General features: G+C 59.0%; 17 protein-coding genes. 7 read left to right on the top strand and 10 right to left on the bottom strand.

Annotated features, from left to right (window positions below; genetic code table 11):
- The first annotated feature begins 38 nt into the window (after positions 1–38).
- The 5 genes from rho to G5287_RS18245 all read left to right on the top strand — a co-directional run bounded on the left by rho (position 39) and on the right by G5287_RS18245 (position 5,985).
- A complete protein-coding gene (gene rho / locus G5287_RS18265) occupies positions 39–1,304 on the top strand; it encodes a transcription termination factor Rho (protein WP_005339417.1) in 1,266 nt (421 codons plus the stop codon).
- A gap of 108 nt (positions 1,305–1,412) precedes the next feature.
- Entirely contained in the window at positions 1,413–2,405 is a 993-nt protein-coding gene (locus G5287_RS18260) for a hypothetical protein (RefSeq protein ID WP_421207186.1), read from the top strand.
- 33 nt (positions 2,406–2,438) lie between these two features.
- The gene (ubiD, locus tag G5287_RS18255; protein ID WP_421231680.1) at positions 2,439–3,908 is read left to right on the top strand and encodes a 4-hydroxy-3-polyprenylbenzoate decarboxylase; all 1,470 of its coding nucleotides are present in this window, start codon (positions 2,439–2,441) and stop codon (positions 3,906–3,908) included.
- Positions 3,909–4,054: 146 nt separating this feature from the next.
- Positions 4,055–4,753, top strand: a complete 699-nt coding sequence (fre, locus tag G5287_RS18250) for an NAD(P)H-flavin reductase (protein WP_042054686.1) — start codon at positions 4,055–4,057, stop codon at positions 4,751–4,753.
- 218 nt (positions 4,754–4,971) lie between these two features.
- Positions 4,972–5,985, top strand: a complete 1,014-nt coding sequence (locus tag G5287_RS18245; protein WP_374996239.1) for a GGDEF domain-containing protein — start codon at positions 4,972–4,974, stop codon at positions 5,983–5,985.
- Positions 5,986–6,039: 54 nt separating this feature from the next.
- On the opposite strand, the gene ubiK is transcribed toward G5287_RS18245, so the two are convergent.
- Positions 6,040–6,297: a ubiquinone biosynthesis accessory factor UbiK gene (gene ubiK / locus G5287_RS18240; RefSeq protein ID WP_005339429.1), complete on the bottom strand. Its 258-nt coding sequence runs from the start codon at positions 6,295–6,297 to the stop codon at positions 6,040–6,042.
- A gap of 300 nt (positions 6,298–6,597) precedes the next feature.
- On the opposite strand from ubiK, the gene G5287_RS18235 reads away from it, so the two are divergent.
- Positions 6,598–9,042: a VolA/Pla-1 family phospholipase gene (locus tag G5287_RS18235; protein ID WP_421231679.1), complete on the top strand. Its 2,445-nt coding sequence runs from the start codon at positions 6,598–6,600 to the stop codon at positions 9,040–9,042.
- A gap of 66 nt (positions 9,043–9,108) precedes the next feature.
- Here G5287_RS18235 and glpG read toward each other — a convergent pair whose 3' ends face one another.
- The 7 genes from glpG to G5287_RS18200 all read right to left on the bottom strand — a co-directional run bounded on the left by glpG (position 9,109) and on the right by G5287_RS18200 (position 15,249).
- Positions 9,109–9,942 carry a rhomboid family intramembrane serine protease GlpG gene (gene glpG, locus G5287_RS18230; protein ID WP_236297786.1) on the bottom strand — a complete coding sequence of 278 codons (834 nt, stop codon included), beginning with the start codon at positions 9,940–9,942 and terminating at the stop codon, positions 9,109–9,111.
- Entirely contained in the window at positions 9,939–10,262 is a 324-nt protein-coding gene (glpE, locus tag G5287_RS18225; RefSeq protein ID WP_005355913.1) for a thiosulfate sulfurtransferase GlpE, read from the bottom strand. The genes glpG and glpE overlap by 4 nt, the downstream gene beginning before the upstream one ends.
- Positions 10,263–10,384: 122 nt before the next feature.
- Positions 10,385–11,086, bottom strand: coding sequence for an ABC transporter ATP-binding protein (locus tag G5287_RS18220; protein ID WP_236297787.1), 702 nt, complete (start codon positions 11,084–11,086; stop codon positions 10,385–10,387).
- A 10-nt stretch (positions 11,087–11,096) separates the two neighbouring features.
- A complete protein-coding gene (gene livG / locus G5287_RS18215) occupies positions 11,097–11,870 on the bottom strand; it encodes a high-affinity branched-chain amino acid ABC transporter ATP-binding protein LivG (protein ID WP_110304531.1) in 774 nt (257 codons plus the stop codon).
- Entirely contained in the window at positions 11,867–13,135 is a 1,269-nt protein-coding gene (locus tag G5287_RS18210) for a high-affinity branched-chain amino acid ABC transporter permease LivM (RefSeq protein WP_162515240.1), read from the bottom strand. Before G5287_RS18210 ends, livG begins: the two co-directional genes overlap by 4 nt.
- Complete coding sequence (gene livH, locus G5287_RS18205; RefSeq protein WP_005339439.1) at positions 13,135–14,061, bottom strand: high-affinity branched-chain amino acid ABC transporter permease LivH; 927 nt, start codon at positions 14,059–14,061, stop codon at positions 13,135–13,137. The genes G5287_RS18210 and livH overlap by 1 nt, the downstream gene beginning before the upstream one ends.
- 66 nt (positions 14,062–14,127) lie before the next feature.
- Entirely contained in the window at positions 14,128–15,249 is a 1,122-nt protein-coding gene (locus G5287_RS18200) for a branched-chain amino acid ABC transporter substrate-binding protein (RefSeq protein ID WP_005342436.1), read from the bottom strand.
- 434 nt (positions 15,250–15,683) lie between these two features.
- Between G5287_RS18200 and G5287_RS18195 the strand changes: the two genes are divergently transcribed.
- Positions 15,684–16,688, top strand: a complete 1,005-nt coding sequence (locus G5287_RS18195) for a substrate-binding domain-containing protein (protein WP_005355925.1) — start codon at positions 15,684–15,686, stop codon at positions 16,686–16,688.
- A gap of 64 nt (positions 16,689–16,752) precedes the next feature.
- Here the strand turns inward: G5287_RS18195 and G5287_RS18190 are convergent, their stop codons facing one another.
- A complete protein-coding gene (locus G5287_RS18190; RefSeq protein WP_206692012.1) occupies positions 16,753–18,078 on the bottom strand; it encodes a 6-phospho-alpha-glucosidase in 1,326 nt (441 codons plus the stop codon).
- Positions 18,075–19,664, bottom strand: a complete 1,590-nt coding sequence (locus tag G5287_RS18185) for an alpha-glucoside-specific PTS transporter subunit IIBC (RefSeq protein ID WP_421231688.1) — start codon at positions 19,662–19,664, stop codon at positions 18,075–18,077. The genes G5287_RS18190 and G5287_RS18185 overlap by 4 nt, the downstream gene beginning before the upstream one ends.
- Between the last annotated feature and the right edge of the window lie 69 nt (positions 19,665–19,733).

Below are 19,733 nucleotides of genomic sequence, written 5' to 3'. Positions count from 1 at the left end.
CTCCTCATTTCAATCCTTGCTTACAGACTTTCACCACTATGAATCTGACTGAATTAAAGAACACTCCTGTGTCCGAGCTGGTCAAGCTTGGCGAATCCATGGGGTTGGAAAATCTGGCTCGGGCGCACAAGAAAGACATCATTTTTGCCATCCTCAAGGCGCACGCCAAGGGTGGCGAGGATATCTTTGGCGACGGTGTGCTGGAAATCCTGACCGATGGTTTCGGCTTTCTGCGCAGTGCAGACGGCTCCTATCTGGCAGGCCCTGACGATATCTACGTCTCCCCGAGCCAGATCCGCCGTTTCAACCTGCGTACCGGCGATACCATCTCCGGCAAGATCCGGCCACCGAAAGAGGGCGAACGCTACTTCGCACTGCTCAAGGTCAATGAGGTCAATTACGACCGTCCGGAAAACTCCCGCAACAAGATCCTGTTTGAAAACCTTACCCCCCTGCATGCCAACGAACGTCTGCGTATGGAACGGGGTAATGGCTCTACCGAAGATATCACCGCCCGTGTACTGGACCTGGCTTCCCCCATCGGTAAAGGCCAGCGTGGCCTGATCGTGGCGCCGCCCAAGGCCGGTAAGACCATGCTGCTGCAGAACATCGCCCAGAGCATCGCCTACAACCACCCGGACTGTGAACTGATCGTTCTGCTGATCGACGAGCGTCCGGAAGAGGTGACCGAGATGCAGCGTATGGTGAAAGGTGAAGTGATCGCTTCCACCTTTGACGAACCTGCTTCCCGTCACGTTCAGGTTGCCGAGATGGTGATCGAGAAGGCCAAGCGTCTGGTCGAGCACAAGAAAGATGTGGTGATCCTGCTGGACTCCATCACCCGTCTGGCCCGCGCCTACAACACCGTCATCCCGTCATCCGGCAAGGTACTGACCGGTGGTGTGGATGCCAACGCCCTGCACCGTCCGAAGCGCTTCTTCGGCGCCGCGCGTAATGTGGAAGAGGGCGGCAGCCTGACCATCATCGCCACCGCGCTGATCGATACCGGTTCCAAGATGGACGAGGTTATCTACGAAGAGTTCAAAGGTACCGGCAACATGGAACTGCACCTCTCGCGCAAGATTGCCGAGAAGCGCGTTTACCCGGCCATCGACATCACCCGCTCAGGCACCCGTAAGGAAGAGCTGCTCACCTCAGGTGACGAGCTGCAGAAGATGTGGATCCTGCGCAAGATTGTCCACCCGATGGGCGAGATCGACGGTATCGAATTCCTCATCGACAAGCTGGCGATGACCAAGACCAACGACGAGTTCTTCGACGCCATGCGGCGCCAGCAGAAGTAAGTCCGGTCAGAAAATGACGAAACCGCGGCCCTGGTCGCGGTTTTTGTTTATCTGTTTTCCGGTTGCCCTAGTAGTATGAGATCCCGATGTCGCATGGATGGAGACGTCATGAAGCCTGTTGTCTGGTTATTGCTGGGATTGCTGAGTGCAATGCCAGTCTGTGCGCAGAGTGCTCCGGCTACGGTGACAGCCGAGACGCTGCAGACGCATCGGCACTATCTGGCGAGCCGTCTGCAGCAAGGACAATTTGCCGCCATCGACTCTCTGCTGGCGACCCTGAGCCGCGAGCAGCGGGAGTTCCTGCTGTTGCAGCTGCTGCGGGATATTCCGGTTACCGCTCCTGCGTCCCCCGCGTTGCAACGCTGGGTCGAGGCACAGGCCGACAAGGCTCCAGAGTGGCTGCAGGAGCAGCAGGTAGACGGTTTTCTGGTGCAGCAACCTGTCTACGATTTTGCCGCGCAGGCCCGTCAGTTGCTGGGCGAATGGCAACTGCACTCATTGGTGCAGCGTTATCAGCAGCAACTTGCCCAGGGCAACTTCCAGCTAAAGTCCATCTACTACAGCAGTAACCCCGATATTGCCATGCAGCAGCAAGCTCTGTTGCTGGCCCTCGACGCCTTGCCGCAATCGATCTGGATGCGGGAGGCGCAAGCGCTGGCCAGCCGGAATATCTATCTGCCCGACAATCAGCTGTTGCTCCATCTGCTGCTGCGCACAGGTGAACCGGCGCTCTATGGCATGTTGTGGCGGCGGCCGGCAGATCAGGATGCGCTGCGCGCACTCGCCACCATCAACCGCTTCCATCATGGCAATACGGCCAGCTCCCTGCTGATTGCCGCCAGCGGCAATCCCGGTTTGAGAGAGCCGGCCCTGCGCCAGCTGAGCGCCCTCTCTCCTTTGCCGCCACAAGCCCAGAAATACCTGCTGGCCGAGCTCTCCAACCGCCAATACGGGGCGCTGGTGGCCGGTCTATTGATGGAGGTGGATGAACCCCAGTTGCTCTCCGGCCTTGCCAGACGCCTCGGCCAGCGTGATCTCCCCCCCGCAGCACCGAGTCTGCTGCCTGATTCGGGTACACCCGATGGGCAGCCAGGGTTATAATGCGTGACCTCCTGAACCCGGTTGGGAACTTGCATGAAATACAAGGATTTGCGTGATTTCATCGCGCAGCTGGAACAAAACGGACAACTCAAGCGCATCACCCGCGAGATAGACCCCTATCTGGAGATGACCGAGATCAGCGATCGCACCCTGCGTGCGGGTGGCCCGGCTCTGCTGTTCGAAAATCCCAAAGGCTACACCATGCCGGTGCTGACCAATTTGTTCGGCACCCCGGATCGGGTTGCCATGGGCATGGGGCAGCCCGATGTGGGCGCTCTGCGTCAGGTCGGGGTCTGGCTCTCCTATCTCAAGGAGCCCGAGCCGCCCAAGGGATTCAAGGAGCTGATGGAGAAGCTGCCGATCTTCAAGCAGGTGCTCAACATGCCGACCAAGCGCCTCTCTTCCGCCCCCTGCCAGCAGGTGGTGCAGGAGGGAGATGCGGTCGGTCTCGACCAGATCCCGATCCAGCACTGCTGGCCCGGCGATGTGGCGCCGCTGGTCACCTGGGGCCTCACCATCACCCGCGGCCCCTACAAGAAGCGCCAGAACCTCGGCATCTATCGCCAGCAGAAGATCGCCAAAAACAAGCTGATCATGCGCTGGCTGGATCATCGTGGCGGTGCCATCGATTTTCGCGAGTGGCAGGAGGCCCACCCGGGCGAGCGATTCCCGGTGGTGGTGGCACTCGGTGCCGATCCGGCGACCATTCTCGGCGCGGTGACGCCGGTGCCGGATACTCTCTCCGAATATGCCTTTGCCGGTCTGCTGCGCGGCAGCCGTACCGAGGTGATCAAGGCCATCAGCTGCGATCTGGAGGTGCCCGCCAGCGCCGAGATCGTGCTGGAAGGCTATCTGGAGCCGGGTGAGATGGCGCCGGAAGGGCCCTATGGCGACCACACCGGTTACTACAACGAGGTGGACGAGTTCCCGGTCTTTACCATCACCCACATCACCAAGCGGCGCGATGCCATCTATCACAGCACCTACACCGGCCGTCCGCCCGATGAACCGGCGGTACTGGGTCTGGCGCTGAACGAGGTGTTCGTGCCGCTGCTGCAGAAGCAGTTCCCCGAGATTGTGGACTTCTATCTGCCGCCGGAGGGGTGCTCCTACCGGATGGCGGTGGTGACCATCAAGAAGCGTTACCCGGGCCACGCTAAGAGGGTGATGCTGGGAGTCTGGTCCTTCCTGCGCCAGTTTATGTACACCAAGTTCGTGGTGGTGTGTGACGATGACGTCAACGCCCGCGACTGGAAGGATGTGATCTGGGCCATCACCACCCGGATGGACCCGGCACGGGACACCACCTTGATCGAGCATACGCCGATCGACTATCTGGACTTCGCCTCGCCGGTCTCCGGCCTCGGCTCCAAAATGGGGCTGGATGCCACCAACAAGTGGCCGGGCGAGACCAATCGGGAGTGGGGTCAGCCCATAGTTCAGGATGAGGCGGTGAAGCAGAAGGTCGATGCCATCTGGGATGAGCTCAATATCCTCGGATGAGGCAAACATGACAGCTTTGCTGCAAAAAGTGATGCGATCCGCATTGATTTGAGTATTCTCGACTGACGGGGCCAGGGCTGCTGGTCGTCACTCCATAGTGAAACAATGAGCGAAGCGGGCCGAGCGAGCCCGCCACAAGGACAAGAATGCAACGTATCAAATGCCGCGTAGAGGAACTGCGCGAATATGTCGACACCATCTGGCATGTGGCTCTGACGCCGCAGCAAGCGATCAGCTTCAAGCCGGGCCAGTATCTGCTGGTGGTGATGAGCGATTCGGACAAGCGCCCCTTCTCCATCGCCAACTCGCCGACCCGCCCGGGCGTGCTGGAGCTGCAAATTGGTGCCACTCCCGAGAACGCCTATGCCGGTCAGGTGCTGGCCCGCATGCGCGAGCAGGGGGAGATCGAGGTCGAATTGCCGGCTGGCAAGGCGTTCCTGCGCGATGAGTCTCCCCGTCCGCTGATCCTGATGGCGGGCGGCACCGGCTTCTCTTACGCCCGCTCCATTCTGGAATATCTGATCGACACAGGCAGCAAGCGCCCGGTGTTCTTCTACTGGGGGGTGCGTCAGGCTCACTGGCTCTACGAACTGGAGCAGATGCAGCAGTGGGAGCGTGACTATGCGCCGCTCACCTTTATCCCGGTGGTGCAGGAGCCGGATGCTGACTGGACCGGCAAGAGCGGACTGGTGCACAAGGCGATCATGGATGACTTCGTCAGCCTCCACGACTACGACATCTATGTCGCCGGTCGCTTCGAGATGGCGGGGGCCGCGCGTGAGGAGTTCAAGATCCTCGGCGCCGAGCCGGAGCGCATCTTCGGTGACGCCTACGAATTTATCTGACGGGATCCCCGCTTGGATGACGCAGCCCCCGGTTTTGCCGGGGGCTTTTGTTTTTGTGGCTGCCGCAGTACCTGATCGTACCGAATGGTTGGATTATCGCGGCGTTATCCCATTATTTTTCAATATATTGGCTATGAATGGCTACTAATCTGGCTTGGCTGGTGGCATCTTTGTTTGGATTGACAAGAGTATCCATAGAGCAAGCACAAGGAGGCGCAGTGTTAAGCAAAGAGGCAAGGGGGCAGCCCGGGTATGATCGGGAGGCACCCTGCGCGACTGAGCTGGCCGCCATGCCGGAACCCTCCTCCGGTGGTGATGCGTTTGCCCGTTTGCAGGCTGATATCGCCGCGCTAAAGCATGACAATGGTCTGTTGCAGGAGAAGCTCAATGCCGCCCTCGATGGCACCGGCATTTGCCTCTGGCAGGGCACCATTCCCACCGGTGAGCTGCGGGTCTTCAATCTGCAGAACTTTCAGGCCGGTGACATGGCCCCTCATTTCGATCAGTGGAGCGCCAAGCTCCATCCCGACGATCGCGCCCATGCCATGGGCAGCTACTTTGCCCACCTTGAGAGGAAAACGCCCTTCTACGAAGCTGAATACCGCACCATCAGCCCGGGCGGGGAGATCACCTGGCTGTGGGATCGTGGTCGCGTCGTGGAGTGGGATGATGAGGGCAGGCCATTGCGGATCATGGGCTCCCATATCGATATCACCCAGCGCAAGGCTTATGAGCAGCGGCTGGCAGAGCGTGCCAACTGCGATGCGCTCACCGGCCTGCTCAACCGGCAGGGATTTGGCAAGGCGTTCGCTCTACAGCCGCCACAAGGGACGGGGGCACTGCTCTTTATCGATCTGGATGACTTCAAGGGGATCAATGACCAGTTGGGCCACGCTTGTGGTGATCAGGTACTGCAGCAGATGGCGGAGTGGTTGCGTCTCATTATGCCGGGTTCTGCCCTGTGCGGCCGTTACGGCGGTGACGAGTTTGTGGTTTATCTGCATCGTGATGTATCAAACCATGCTCTGGCTCATCTGGCCGATGCCCTGATCTGCCGGATGCATGGTTACGTGCCCAAACCCGGTTGCCCGCAGCGGGTGGGGCTGAGTATCGGCATCGCCCTGTGGGAGGAGCAACCATTGAGCTTCCGACAGGCATTGGAGGTGGCCGACCGGGCCATGTACGAGGCCAAGGCGCGCGGCAAGCGGGCCTGGTATCTGCTTCAGGTGTGATGCTTTTTACAGGTTCAATACAAAGCAAAAACCCCAGCTGAGCTGGGGTTTTCGTTATTCGCCTTTGGCGCCGAGCTGCTGCTCGAGCTGAGCCAGCTTGCTTTCGAGGGCGGCCAGTTTTTCCCGGGTACGCAGCAGCACCTTGGTCTGCACGTCGAACTCTTCACGGCTGACCAGATCCAGCTTGCCCAGCTGCGCTTGCAGTACCTGACGCATCTTCTTCTCGGCCTCTTCACCCATGCTGCGAATGCCGGGTGGCAGGGAGTTGTGCACCTGCTTGGCGATCTCTTCCAGTTTCTTCGGGTCGATCATGATGTCCTCCTTAAGCGTTGGCGGACATTCTACCGACAATTCCCTCACTTTGCCGAGATCGCGGCGGCTTTTTAGTCGTGATGGTGCCCGCTGGCTGGTCGGGTCTGGTTAATCACTCACTGTTGTTACCCTTGCGCCCCTTTGTTGACGTAAAACCTTGATTCTCTCCACAAACCTGAGCAGAAGATGACCAACATGAGTCTCGTTGGTTGTTGGTTTTATGTTAACGTCTTGCAGTCGCGGTCGTGATGGCCTCGTTGGCTGGTGATGGATAACAACCCTATAAAAAGAGAATAAAAAATGAAGAAGAAGCTAATTTATGCAGCTGTTGTCAGCGCTCTGCTGAGCGGATGTGGTGGAGATGACAACAAGGGAGATACTACCAGCTCCCTGGACTATGCCCTGAGTGGAGCCAATGGACTTCGCCCGAGTGTGCTGGCCCCCCGCGCCAGCGATGGTACCCTGAAGTTTTCGACAGAAACTGCTGATCTGTCGAACCCGGTATCTGCCCTCTCCACCCTTGATGGCTGGTCAACCACCCAACCCGTCCAGCTGGTACCGGCGACCGTGACCGGTGTCTCTGTGCCGGCCCCGGCGGCCAGCGAGTATGTCTCTGCCGTTGCGCCCCTCTACCTGCTGGAGCTGGTACTGGATCCGGTGACTCAGCGACCCGTTGGAGTGAAGAACAATAAGCCTCTGACCTATGGCACTGACTTTGTGGTGAGTGATGGTGGCGGCAAACTCAATCTGGTTCCGCTCAAGCCGCTCAATCCCTCTTCCTACTACATGATCGTGGCGACCGACTCCCTCAAGGACAGTCGTGGTACGCCGCTCAAGGCCGGCGGTGATTACAGCAACTTCAAATCGACGGCTGGTGCAACCGCGCAGGAGCAGACCATCAGCAGCCTGATTGTGCTGCAGGAAGCGTTGTTCAAGGCCGCTACCGGGATTACCGGCGATCGGGTAATTTTCTCCGACTGGTTTGCCACCCAATCTGGCGCCGATGTGCTGCTGGCTGTGAAGGGAGCTGCGGCCACCGTGTTGCAGAGCCCGACCCTGGATGCCGCATCGTTGTGGAAGCAGGACGCCAAAGGCAACACCAGCCTGCCGGGGACCTATACGATTGATGCGCTCAATGGCGGGGTGGATTTTCTGACCCAGCTGGCGAACGAGCCATTCTTGCCGCAGAAAGATCGTGATGCGATTGCTGCCGCTGTGGCGGCTAATGGCACCCTAAATGGAGTCGCAGCGGTAACCAAGGTTTATACCGGCACCGTCAAACTCCCTTACTTCCTCTCAACCCCGGCGATAGCCGGCTCCTGGGACAAGGCCAAGACCCAATCTTGGCATGGCGCCATTCCCAGCCTCTATGCCATCGCCAATGCGTTGAAAGCGGGTGATACCGAGGTGATCGGTGGGCTGGTCGGGGCGGGTGTGGACCCAGTACTGCTGGGTGAGCTGATCGCCGATCCGAGCCGTCAGGCCGATCTGCTGAGGGAGGCGAGCAAGCTGATCGGGGTGACCCTCACCTCGGGTGGCAAGCCGCTGGATGCCGAGCGCAATATCGGTCGTTTCAACCCGCTGCCGACCCTGACCGAAGTACAATCTGTACCGCTGCGGATCTTTGCCCCCACCACTGACCTCAGCACTGTCACCGATGTGATCATCTATCAGCACGGGGTCACCTCCATCAAGGAGAACGCCTATGCGCTGGCGCTGAGCCAGATAGGTGCCGGGTTAGACCCATCAGTGAACAAGGTGGTTGCTGTGGTGGTGATCGATCACCCGCTGCACGGTGAGCGTGGCTATGCCCTGAGCGGCAGCATGGATACCGTCACCACCTCCGAGAACCCGACTCCCTATCTGAATTTGGGTTATCTGACGGTGGCGCGGGACAACCTGAAACAGAGCGTGGCCGATCTGCTTGGCCTTCGCCTGGCTGTCGGTCTGGCCAATGCCAAGGGGCTGGGTGGCCAATTGGGTGGTGCTGGTCTAAAGGTGCATTTCCTCGGTCACTCACTCGGTGCCATTACCGGGGCCAATCTGCTGGCTGTCGCCAACCAGACCACCGGCAGTGCTCAGGCTGATGCCCTGTTCAAGTTCGATACCGGCGGTCTTGCGATGCCGGGTGGCGGCATCGCCCCGCTGCTGCTCAACTCGCCGAGCTTCGGGCCGACCATCAAGATGAGCGTGCTCACCTCGGGCAGTCCTGAGTTGAAGGCCGGGTTTGAGGCTTATGCTCCCGGTTGCCAGACGGCGGTGCCGACCTGTTTCGTGAACGAGTTCCTGCCCAGTCTGGATGCGGCTACTCAGGCGGGGGCTGCGAGCACCTTGCAGAGCTATACCTTTGCCGCCCAGTCAGTGCTGGACTCTGCGGACCCGATCAATCTGGGCAGTGGCGTCGCCAAGAGCTTCCCGCTGTTCGCCACCGAAATTGTTGGTGATGGGGCGCTCAGCTTACCGGATCAGGTGATCCCCAACAGCATCGCCTCCGCGCCTTTGGGTGGTACCGAGCCGCTGTTCCGGGTACTGGGTTTGCAAGAGCTGAAGGGTTCCGGCGTGCTCCCGGCGGGTCACCATGCTGCGCGCTTCCTGAAAGGGGGCCATAGCTCGCTGCTGGCCCCTGACGAGAACTTTGATCCGACTGGCGCGGTCACCACCGAGAGCCAGACCCAGTTCGCCAGCTTCTTTATGAGTGGCGGTGCGGCGGTCAAGGTGACTGACGACACCCTGCTCAAGCAGTAACTGCGCAGACCATAAGCAAACGCCGCCCTTCGGGGCGGCTTTCTCGTTTCTGCAACTGCTGAATAATCAGGTCGGCTGGTGGTTGCGATCCAGCCAGCCTTGCAGCAGGCCGGCCAGCAGACCGGTCAGGTGGGCGATGTTGGCGGTGCTGGTTCCGAGCATGTCGAAGAAGCCGAGCACCATCCAGAACAGCATAAAGCCCATCAGCGCCGGTGGCAGAGTCAGGCCACAGGCCGGTTGCAGCTTGCTGCGCAGCCAGCAGTAGCCGAGCAGGGCATAGACCACGCCGGAGAGGCCGCCAAACAGCGGGCCGCTGGCGAAGAACTCGGCGATATTGGGCAGGGCGGCGCCCACCAGCAGCAGGATCAGCAGCTTGCCGCTGCCGAGGCGCTGTTCGATCTGGCCGCCGAGATACCACCACCAGAGCAAGTTGAACACCAGATGGAGCACCGAGAAGTGGATCAGGGCGGGGGTGAAATAACGCCATGCCTGCCAGTCGGTGAACTGGGCCAGCGTCGGGTGGAATGCCAGTTCATCGTAGATGGGCAGGCCGATGGCCTCGATCCCGTAGATGGCGAGACAGGCGATGATAACCACCAGCGTCAGTGGCCCCGCCTGATGGAGGAAATCGGTGATGGGGTCCGTCATCCCCTTGCTGTAGTCGATGCGAGCATCGGCGCGGCCGGATTGCCAGGAGGCTTCCATATAGCGCGGGTGGCCCGGCTCGGCCAGAAAGCGCTTCACCTCCAGCTGGGCCTGAGCGAGGCGTTGCTCGTCCGCCAGCCAGATGGTGACCCCCAGCTCGGACTGGGTCAGCTCGCAGGAGATCCCTAGCGTCGCCAGATAGTCCACCAGCGCCTGCGCCATGCGGGCGTTGTCGAGCACCAGCAGCTGGATCATGCCTCGCCTGCCTCGATGGGAAACTCCCTGCGCCACGCCTCGAAGCCGCCATCCAGACTGTAGACCTCGTCATAACCCTGTTGCAGCAGGTATTGGGCCGCCCCTTGACTGCTGTTGCCGTGATAGCACATCACGATGACCGGGGTATCGAAATCCACTTCATTCATAAAGCGCACCAGGGTGCCATTGGTGAGGTGGAAGGCGCCGACCGCGTGGGCCGCTTCAAAGGATTGCGGGTCGCGAATATCCACCAGACGGGCTTCACCCGCGCTCAGTTTCTGGTGGGCATCATGGGCATTGATATGGGCAAACTGGTCCATCGGGATGTCCTGCGAATAGGTTGATTACGGGCCAGTGTACCGCAAGCTTGGGCGCAAACTAACCCCACAAAAGATAAGGGAGCCAGCGGCTCCCTTGTTGATATGGCATGCGGGTCAGTGGGTTAACCGCCCAGATAGGCCTGCCGCACTGCCGGGTTGGCCAGCAGGGCGGCGCCCGTGTCTTGCAGCACCACGTGGCCGTTCTCCAGCACATAACCGCGGTCGGCCAGCTTGAGCGCCTGGTTGGCGTTCTGCTCCACCAGAAAGATGGTCATCCCCTTCTGGCGCAACTGCTCAATGGTGTCGAAGATCTGCTGGATGACGATGGGGGCCAGCCCCAGCGAGGGTTCATCCAGCAGCAGCAGGCGTGGTTTGCTCATCAGGGCACGGCCGATGGCCAGCATCTGCTGCTCGCCGCCGGACATGGTGCCCGCCCGTTGTTGCAAGCGTTCGTGCAGGCGCGGGAACAGGGTGAACACCTGATCCAGCAGGCCATGCTGCTCGGCCTTGTCGACGAAGAAGGCGCCCATCAGCAGGTTCTCCTCCACCGTCAGGCGGGCGAAGATGCGGCGCCCCTCCGGCACCACGGCGATATCCTTGCGCATAATGCGGGCGGTGGTGAGGGAGCTGATCTGTTCCCCCTCAAACCAGATGGAGCCGCTGCTGGGCTTGGGTTCACCGCAGAGGGTCATCAGCAGGGTGGTCTTGCCCGCGCCGTTGGCGCCGATCAGGGTGACGATTTCACCCTCTTTCACCTCGACGCTGATATCGTGCAGCGCCTGAATTTTGCCGTAGTGGGTCGATACGTTGCGAAGTTCTAACATCTTTTTGTCCTTACGACTCGCCCAGATAGGCCTTGATCACTGCCGGATTGTTGCGGATTTCGTCCGGCTTGCCGTGGGCCAGCGGGGTGCCCTGACTGACTACGAAGATGCGGTTGGAGATACCCATCACCAGCTTCATATCGTGTTCGATCAGCAGCACCGAGACCCCGAATTCGTCTCGCAGGCTCATGATGAGCTCGTCCAGCTCGTCGGTCTCCTTCGGGTTGAGACCGGCGGCCGGTTCGTCCAGCATCAGCAGCTCGGGACGGGTCGCCATGCAGCGGGCGATCTCGAGGCGGCGCTGCTGACCGTAGGCCAGATTACCGGCGGCGCGGTTGGCAAGATCCTTGAGGCCCACTTTATCCAGCCAGAAGGCGGCCCGCTCCAGCCCCTCCTGCTCGGCACGGCGGAAGGCCGGGGTCTTGAACAGGCCGGCGATAAAGCTGGTGTTGAGGTGCTGGTGCTGGGCAACCAGCAGGTTCTCCACCGCCGTCATCTCCTTGAACAGCCGCACGTGCTGGAAGGTACGCACAATCCCCTTGCGTGCGATGAGGTGGCCGGGCAGCCCCTGGATTTCCTCACCCTTGTAACGGATGGTGCCGCCGCTCGGACAGTAGAAACCGGTCAGGCAGTTGAAGATGGTGGTCTTGCCCGCGCCGTTGGGGCCGATGATGGAGATCACCTCACCCTTGTCGATATCCAGCTTGACCCCGTTGACGGCCAGCAGGCCCCCGAAGCGCATCGATAGATCAGAAACTTCCAATAACTTCTGATGTGTACTCATTTCTTCAACTCCAGATGCGGACGGGTCATTGGCAGCAATCCCTGTGGCCGCCAGATCATCATGAACACCATCAAGAGGCCGAACATCAGCATGCGGTACTCGTTGAATTCGCGGGCCAGCTCCGGCAGTACCGTCATCACGATGGCAGCCAGCACCACCCCGATCTGCGAGCCCATGCCACCCAGCACTACGATGGCAAGCACGATGGCCGACTCGATAAAGACGAAGGATTCCGGGCTGATAAAGCCCTGCCGCGAGGCAAAGAAACTCCCCGCGAAGCCCGCGAAGGTAGCGCCTATGGTGAAGGCGGTCAGCTTGATGATGGTAGGGTTGAGCCCCAGCGATTTGCAGGCGATCTCGTCTTCCCGCAGCGCTTCCCAGGCGCGGCCCAGCGGCATGCGCAGCAGGCGGTTGATGACGAACAGGGTCACCACCACCAGCACCAGCGCCATCAGGTAGAGGAAGATCACCTTGTGGTTGGCGTTGTAGGTAATGCCGAAGAAGTTGTGGAAGGTATCAAAGCCCCCATCCTTGACGGTGCGGTTGAACTCCAACCCCCCCAGCGTCGGCTTGGGGATGCCGGAGATCCCGTTCGGGCCGCCGGTCAGGGTGGTCATGTTGTTGAGCAGGATGCGGATGATCTCGCCAAAACCCAGGGTGACGATGGCCAGATAGTCCCCCCGCAGCCGTAGCACCGGGAAACCGAGCAGGAAGCCGAAGGTAGCGGCCATCAGCCCGGCGATGGGCAGGCACTCCCAGAAGCTCAGCCCGAAGTAGGTGTTGAGCAGAGCATAGCTGTAGGCGCCGACCGCATAGAAGCCGACATAGCCGAGATCGAGCAGGCCGGCGAGGCCGACTACCACGTTCAGCCCCAGCCCCAGCATGATGTAAATCAGGGTGAGGGTGGCGAGATCGATGGCGCCGCGAGAGGCCATAAAGGGCCAGCTCACCGCGAACAGCAGCACCAGCACGGCGGTGAGGTTATAGAGCTTGGGCGCCTCTTCCGGGCTCGGCAGCACCAGCTTGGTAAAGCCGACCGAGAAGCCGCTGATGGAGGCCTGAAACAGCTTGGCGATCTGGCCGCGCAGCATCTGGAACCAGAAAACGAGGGTGGCGCCCCCCAGTAGCCAGGCCAGCGACACATCGAGGCGGCTCACTACCTGCAGGCTGGCGCCATCGGTCTCCAGCTTGAAGCCGAGCAGCCAGAAAGATAGCACCAGCAACACCAGGCTGGCGATACAGGCGTGGATAAATTGATGTTTCATCACACTTTCTCCACTTCCGGACGACCCAGGATGCCAGTCGGCATAAAGAGCAGCACAAAAATGAGCAGGGCAAACGCCATCACATCTTTGTACTCGGTGCTGAGATAACCGGCGGTGAGCGCTTCAACCACGCCGAGCAGCAGGCCGCCCAGTACGGCGCCCGGAATGCTGCCGATACCGCCCAGCACTGCGGCAGTGAAGGCCTTCAGACCGGCCATAAAGCCGAGGTAGGGGTTGATGACGCCGTAATACATGCCGAGCAGCACCCCGGCGACGGCGGCCAGCGCGGCCCCCAGCACGAAGGTGATGGAGATGACCACGTGGGTGTCGATGCCCAGCAGGTTGGCCATCTTGATATCTTCCGAACAGGCGCGGCAGGCGCGGCCCATGCGGGAGCGGCCGATGAACTGGGTCAGCGCCAGCATGGTGATGAAAGTCACCACGAAAATGATCAGCTGCATATAAGAGAGGCTGGCCTGAAAACCATCCTCCCCCCCCAGGGTCCAGCCACCGGAGATCAGGCTGGGCATGGCGATATCCCGCGAGCCCTGAGCCATCCGCATCATGTTCTGCAAGAAGATCGACATGCCGATGGCGGAGATGAGAGGGATCAGCCGGTTGCCACCGCGCAGTGGCCGGTAGGCGACCCGCTCGATGCTCCAGCCATAGGTGCCGGTGATGATAATACTGACCAGGAAGGCGCCCCCCAGCAGTAGAAAGGTGCTGTCGATGCCCATCATCATGAGCCCCGCCATCACCATAAAAGCGACATAGGAGCCGATCATGTACACCTCGCCGTGGGCGAAGTTGATCATGCCGATGATGCCATAGACCATGGTGTAGCCAATGGCGATCAACGCATAGGTGCTGCCTATGGTTAATCCGTTCAGCAGTTGCTGAACGAGATAAAGGAGGTGTTCGGACATACTGCGTTCCCTGTACTTGCCCGCAAAGAGAGGAGGGGGTGAGCGTACTCACCCCCGATCGGCAGATTATTTGACTTGGCTGGAAGTACCGTCAGCGTGCCACTGGAACACACCAAATTCGAAGCCTTTCAGGTCACCGTTAGGTGCCCAGGTCAGGGGGCCCATCACGGTATCGATCGGTGCGGCCTTGATGGCGGCGGCAACGGCGGCCGGGTCATCTTCACCCGCCTTGGCGATACCGGCAGCCAGGCTCTGCACCGCGGCATAGGTGGTCCAGACGAACGGGCCGGAGGAGTCCTGACCCTTGGCCTTGAACGCTGCGACCAGCGGGGCGTTGGCAGGTACCAGATCGTATTTGTTCGGCAGGGTCACCAGCAGGCCTTCGGAAGCCGGGCCGCCGATGGCGGAGATATCCTTGTTACCCACCCCTTCCGGGCCCATGAACTTGGCTTTCAGCCCCTTCTCGCCAGCCTGACGCAGGATCAGGCCCAGCTCAGGGTGATAGCCGCCGTAGTAGACGAAATCGACGTTCTCTTTCTGCAGCTTGGCGATCAGGGCGGAGAAGTCCTTGTCACCGGCGGTGATCCCTTCATAGGCCACCACCTTCACGCCAGCCTTGTCGAGTGCGGCTTTGACGCTGGAGGCGATCCCTTCACCGTACTGCTTCTTGTCGTGGATAACGGCGACGCGCTGGGGTTTGACCTGCTCGATGATGTACTTGGCGGCAGTCGGGCCCTGATCGCTATCCAGACCGATGGTGCGCAGGGTCAGCTGGTAACCGCGTTCGGTGATCTTGGGGTTGGTGGAGGCGGGGGTAACCATCAGGATCCCCTCGTCTTCATAGATGTCGGAGGCGGGCAGGGTGTTGTCGGAGCAGAGGTGACCGACCACGAACTTGACGCCATCATTTACCACCTTGTTGGCGATGGCTACCGCCTGCTTGGGATCACAGGCATCGTCATAGATGACGGCTTCGATCTGCTTGCCATTGATGCCGCCAGCCTTGTTGATCTGCTCGACCGCCATCTTGCCGCCGGTGAACTGCATGTCCCCGTACTGGGCAACCGGGCCGGTGAGCGGGCCTGCGATACCTATCTTGATGGTGTCTGCCGCGTGTGCGATGGAGATCGATCCAAACAGAGCCAAAGAAACCGCTGCGCTTACTGTAATTTTGCTCAACTTATGCATTGATTCGTCCCTTAATCAGTGGATTGTTTCATTTACGAGTGCCATTCCGGATCGACATCCCGTGCATCCGGCTATAGGTATGGTTCTATCATTCCTCACGGGGCAATAACAAGCTGTTAAAGATACTAACCATAGGGGGTGGGGTGGGCTTATTTTGAAATAAATGACCTGTCATTTGTGTTTAATTGGAATTTAGTATCGATTCTTAGCCTTAACATCTTGGTAACCAGAGGTGCTTATGATGAAGCACAGAGGATTAGTCTGGTGATATTTTACTCTGATGGTGCTCCCATTTTGACCATTAATCGTTTGCGCAAACAGAAATGAGCGCCTAAATTAGCCGGCATTGACAATTCCGTGGCAGAGCCCGTTAAAACCAAGCCTTTATTCGGGAAATCTGCTAATGTTCCGCCTTTGACAGTCAGGAGACAGAGATGGCCACTATCAAGGATGTCGCCTCGCGCGCAGGCGTATCCATCTCCACCGTCTCACATGTGCTCAACCACACTCGGCGGGTCAGCGAAGACGCGACCCAGAAAGTGATTGAGGCGGTGGCAGAACTCAACTACGCGCCCAACTCGGTAGCGCGCAGTCTTAAGATAAATTCGACCAAGACCATTGGCATGCTGGTGACCACCAGCGTAAACCCCTTCTTCGCGGAAGTGGTGCAAGGGGTTGAAGCGTACTGCTTCGAACAGGGCTACAGCCTGATCCTCTGCAACACCGAAAACCAGCCGCCTCGCCAACAGCATTACCTGAGAATGCTGATGGAAAAACGGGTGGATGGTCTGCTGGTATTGGGGACCGATATCGACACTCCGTTGCGCGACATGCTGCGCATCCACAAGAACGTGCCGCAGGTGGTACTGGATTGGGGGACGGAGTGCGATTTCGCCAACGTCATCAACGACAACGCCCGCATCGGCGCCCGCATGGCCGTACGCCATCTGCTGGAGCTGGGGCACCGCGACATCGTCTGCATCACTGGCCAGCTCTCCAAGCCGACCACCCAGCAGCGACTGGATGGGGTACGTGATGCGCTGGGCGAACACGGTCTGACCCTCAAAGATGAACAGGTCTTTGAAGGGGACTACGAGAGCCAGAGCGGCTTCGATGCCATGCAGCGCATCTTGGCCCTGCAGCCTCGTCCGACTGCGGTCTTTGCCTTCGACGATCCCATGGCGATCGGCGCGATTTGCGCTGCCTGGGAAGCGGGAGTCAAGGTGCCGGACGATATCTCCATCATCGGCTACGACGATGTGGAGATGGCGCGCTTCTCCAGCCCGCCGCTGACCACCATCCGTCACCCGAAGGCCGAACTGGGCCAGCTGGCGGTGAAGCATCTGGTCAGCCGGATCCGCAACAAGGAGCTGGAAGTGGAATCGATGACGGTACAGCCCGAGCTGATCGTCCGTCGCTCGGTCAAACCGCTGCGTTAATCCGCACCCGTTGCCAACACGAAAAACCCCCTCTGTCACGAGGGGGTTTTTGTTTATGGGCGGTTTATTTCAGTTCCGGCCAGTAGGCTTTGTTGGCCTCTATCAAGTCATCGAGAATGGACTTGGCCACCGATGCACTGGGCACTGTCTTGGAGAGGGTGATGGCTTGCCACAGTTTTTGGTAAGAGTGCTCAACCCAGGCTTCGACCACCAGTTTCTCGACCGCGACCTGCTGGCCCATCATGCCCTGCTGGAACAGCGGGATGCTGCCCACCTGCAGCGGCTCAGGTCCGCTGCTGCCGACCAGGCAGGGGATCTCGACCATGGCTTCCGGGTCAAAGTTGGGGATGGCGCCGCGATTGGGAACGATCAGCAACATCCGCTCCTGGGTGTTGAAGGCAATGGCGGTTGCCAGGTCAACGATATAGGAGGCGTGTTCATCGATCTCCAGCTCGCCCGCTGCTGAATTGCCTGCCTTGACGATGTCGGTACAGGCGGTGAAGACCTGCTTCTCGCGGTGCTCCATCACCTCGTTGGCGCGGGTGTGTTCCGGGTTGGAGTGGGCCACCACATAGTCCGGGTAGAGGTAGTACTTCAGATAGGTGTTGGGCAGGGTATCCGGGTCGAGCGCCCATACATCCTTTGCCTTGGCGAAGGTATCGTTCCAGCTTGCTTCGGCATGGCTGGCGCTATTGGGCACATAGCCGTGGCGGGCGACGTGCTCCTTGATCTTCGGCATCAGGTCGTTGCCTTCCAGATCCTCGATGCGGGTCCACCAGCCAAAGTGGTTGAGGCCGTAGTAGCGTACCCGCATCTCTTTGCGGGATTTGAGACCGGCAATCTGGGCCATGCGCCCCTCGATCCCGATCGGCATGTCGCAGATGTTGAGGATTTTGGCGTTGGGACGCAGGCGACGGGTCGCTTCGGCCACAATGGCGGCCGGGTTGGAGTAGTTGAGCATCCAGGCATTGGGTGAGTACTGCTCCATATAGTCGACCAGCTCCAGCACTCCGCCGATGGAGCGCATGCCATAGGCGATACCACCCGGGCCGCAGGTCTCCTGACCGACCACGCCATGACGCAGCGGGATCTTCTCGTCCAGCTCGCGCATCGGATATTTGCCAACCCGGATATGGGCCATGACGAAATCTACATCGCTAAACGCTGCTTTGGGGTCGGTGCCATAGCTGAAGGCGATCTCGGGAGCCTTCTCTTTCAGCAGGATTTTGCAGGCTTCGGCGATGATCTCCTGACGGGCACCATCGTTGTCGTAGAATTTGATCTCCTTGAGCGGGAAGCGATGTTGATTTTCCAGCAACATCAGAACGATACCAGGAGTAAAAGTGCTGCCACCACCGGCAATGACTACAGAGAATTTTTTCATGATCATGACTCCATTACTAAAGACGATTGTTGATGACTGTTGTTCATAATCGATTCCATATTTTCACGTACCTGAGGTACATGCAGACCGATAATTACCTGGATACTATCGCCATGGCGGACGACACCATGGGCCCCTAATTTAATAAACTCCTCATCTGCAGCGGCTAGTTTTCTGTTAACCAGCGATATTCTTAAGCGGGTGGCACAATTATTCAGACTGCGTATATTTTTGACTCCACCAAGCGCTTCGATAATTTGTGTTGCACTATCACTGCCACGCTGGTTTTTGGCTGCCTGATAATCTGACTTGGAATAAAGCTTTATTTCACTGTCTTCCCGGCCCGGTGTTTTAAGATTGAGTCTGATAATCAGCGCGCGGAATATCAGGAACCAGATTCCGGTAAAGACCAACCCGATAGCGATCTGGGTGAACATCATTCCCGCATGGTTGTGGAACATAGGTATCCAGTTCTGCGGCAGGAACTGGTCGAGCAGACCTCCACCCATGTTGCCGACCACACCAAACAGGTACATCACAGTCGACATGGTGGCTGCCAGCAGGGCGTGGATGGCAAACAGCAGCGGCGAGATGAAGAGGAAGGTGAACTCCAGCGGCTCGGTGATACCGACCAGAATGGCGGTCAGGGTGGCCGGGATCAGCAGGCCTGCTACCTTGGCCTTGTTCTCTTTGGCTGCCGTGGCATAGATGGCCAGAGCAATCCCCATGGCACCGAAAATCTTCGAGTTGCCGTGCAGGGCAAAGCCACCCTGAGGGAACTGTTCAATCAGCGGGCGAGTGCTCTGGCTGAACTCCAGCATGTGCTGTGCCCAATAGAGCTGAATGCCCCCCTCTACTGCCGCTGGACCGAAGATGAAGGGGCCGTAGATAAAGTGATGCAGGCCGGTCGGGATCAAAATCCGCTCGAGGAAGGTATATACCCACACCCCGACCGGACCCGAGACCAGCATGAAATTCTGCAGGGAGGCGATGCCCATCTGTACTTTTGGCCAGCCAAGCAGGGTCAGCCAGGCGCAGGGGATCATCACGAAGAAGGCGACAATGGTGACAAAGGAGCTGCCCTGAAAGATGCCGAGAAAGACCGGCAGTTGGCGATCAAACAGACGGTTGTGCAGTGCCGTCACGATGCCGGAGATGACGATGGCCCCTATGATGCTGGTATCCAGGGTCTTGATCCCCGCTACCATGGCGAGGCCACTTTCCCCCCCCACATCCTGACTGAAGTCGACCCCGAAATAACTGCCCCAGGTCATGCCCATGGCGTTGATAAAATAGTTCCAGGTCATGAAGCTGACCAATACAGCCAGACAGGCTCTGGCTTGCGCCTTATTTGCCAGACCGATTGGCAGGCCAATCGCAAATATAAGCGGCATATTCCTGAATACTGTCCAGCCACCTTCTTCAATAATATGGATGATCTGGAAGAATAATCCTTGTGGGTTTGCCAGTGATTCACCGACAAACATCGGGTTTTTCAGCATAATTGCAATGCCTACTACCATACCTGCAAAAGGAAAAAGCAGTACAGGAGTGAACATTGCTCCGCCAAAACGTTGAATTTGACTGAGCATATATTGTCCCTTGGTTGAAATAGCTAATCGAATCCTTGCCGGTGTTGCCAGATGCAAATTAGCAACGAT

This window comes from Aeromonas sp. 603079 (genome assembly GCF_049172135.1).
Lineage (GTDB): Bacteria > Pseudomonadota > Gammaproteobacteria > Enterobacterales > Aeromonadaceae > Aeromonas > Aeromonas veronii.
The sequence above is the reverse complement of the archived record's forward strand: the minus strand, read 5'-3'. Positions and strand labels throughout refer to the sequence as shown.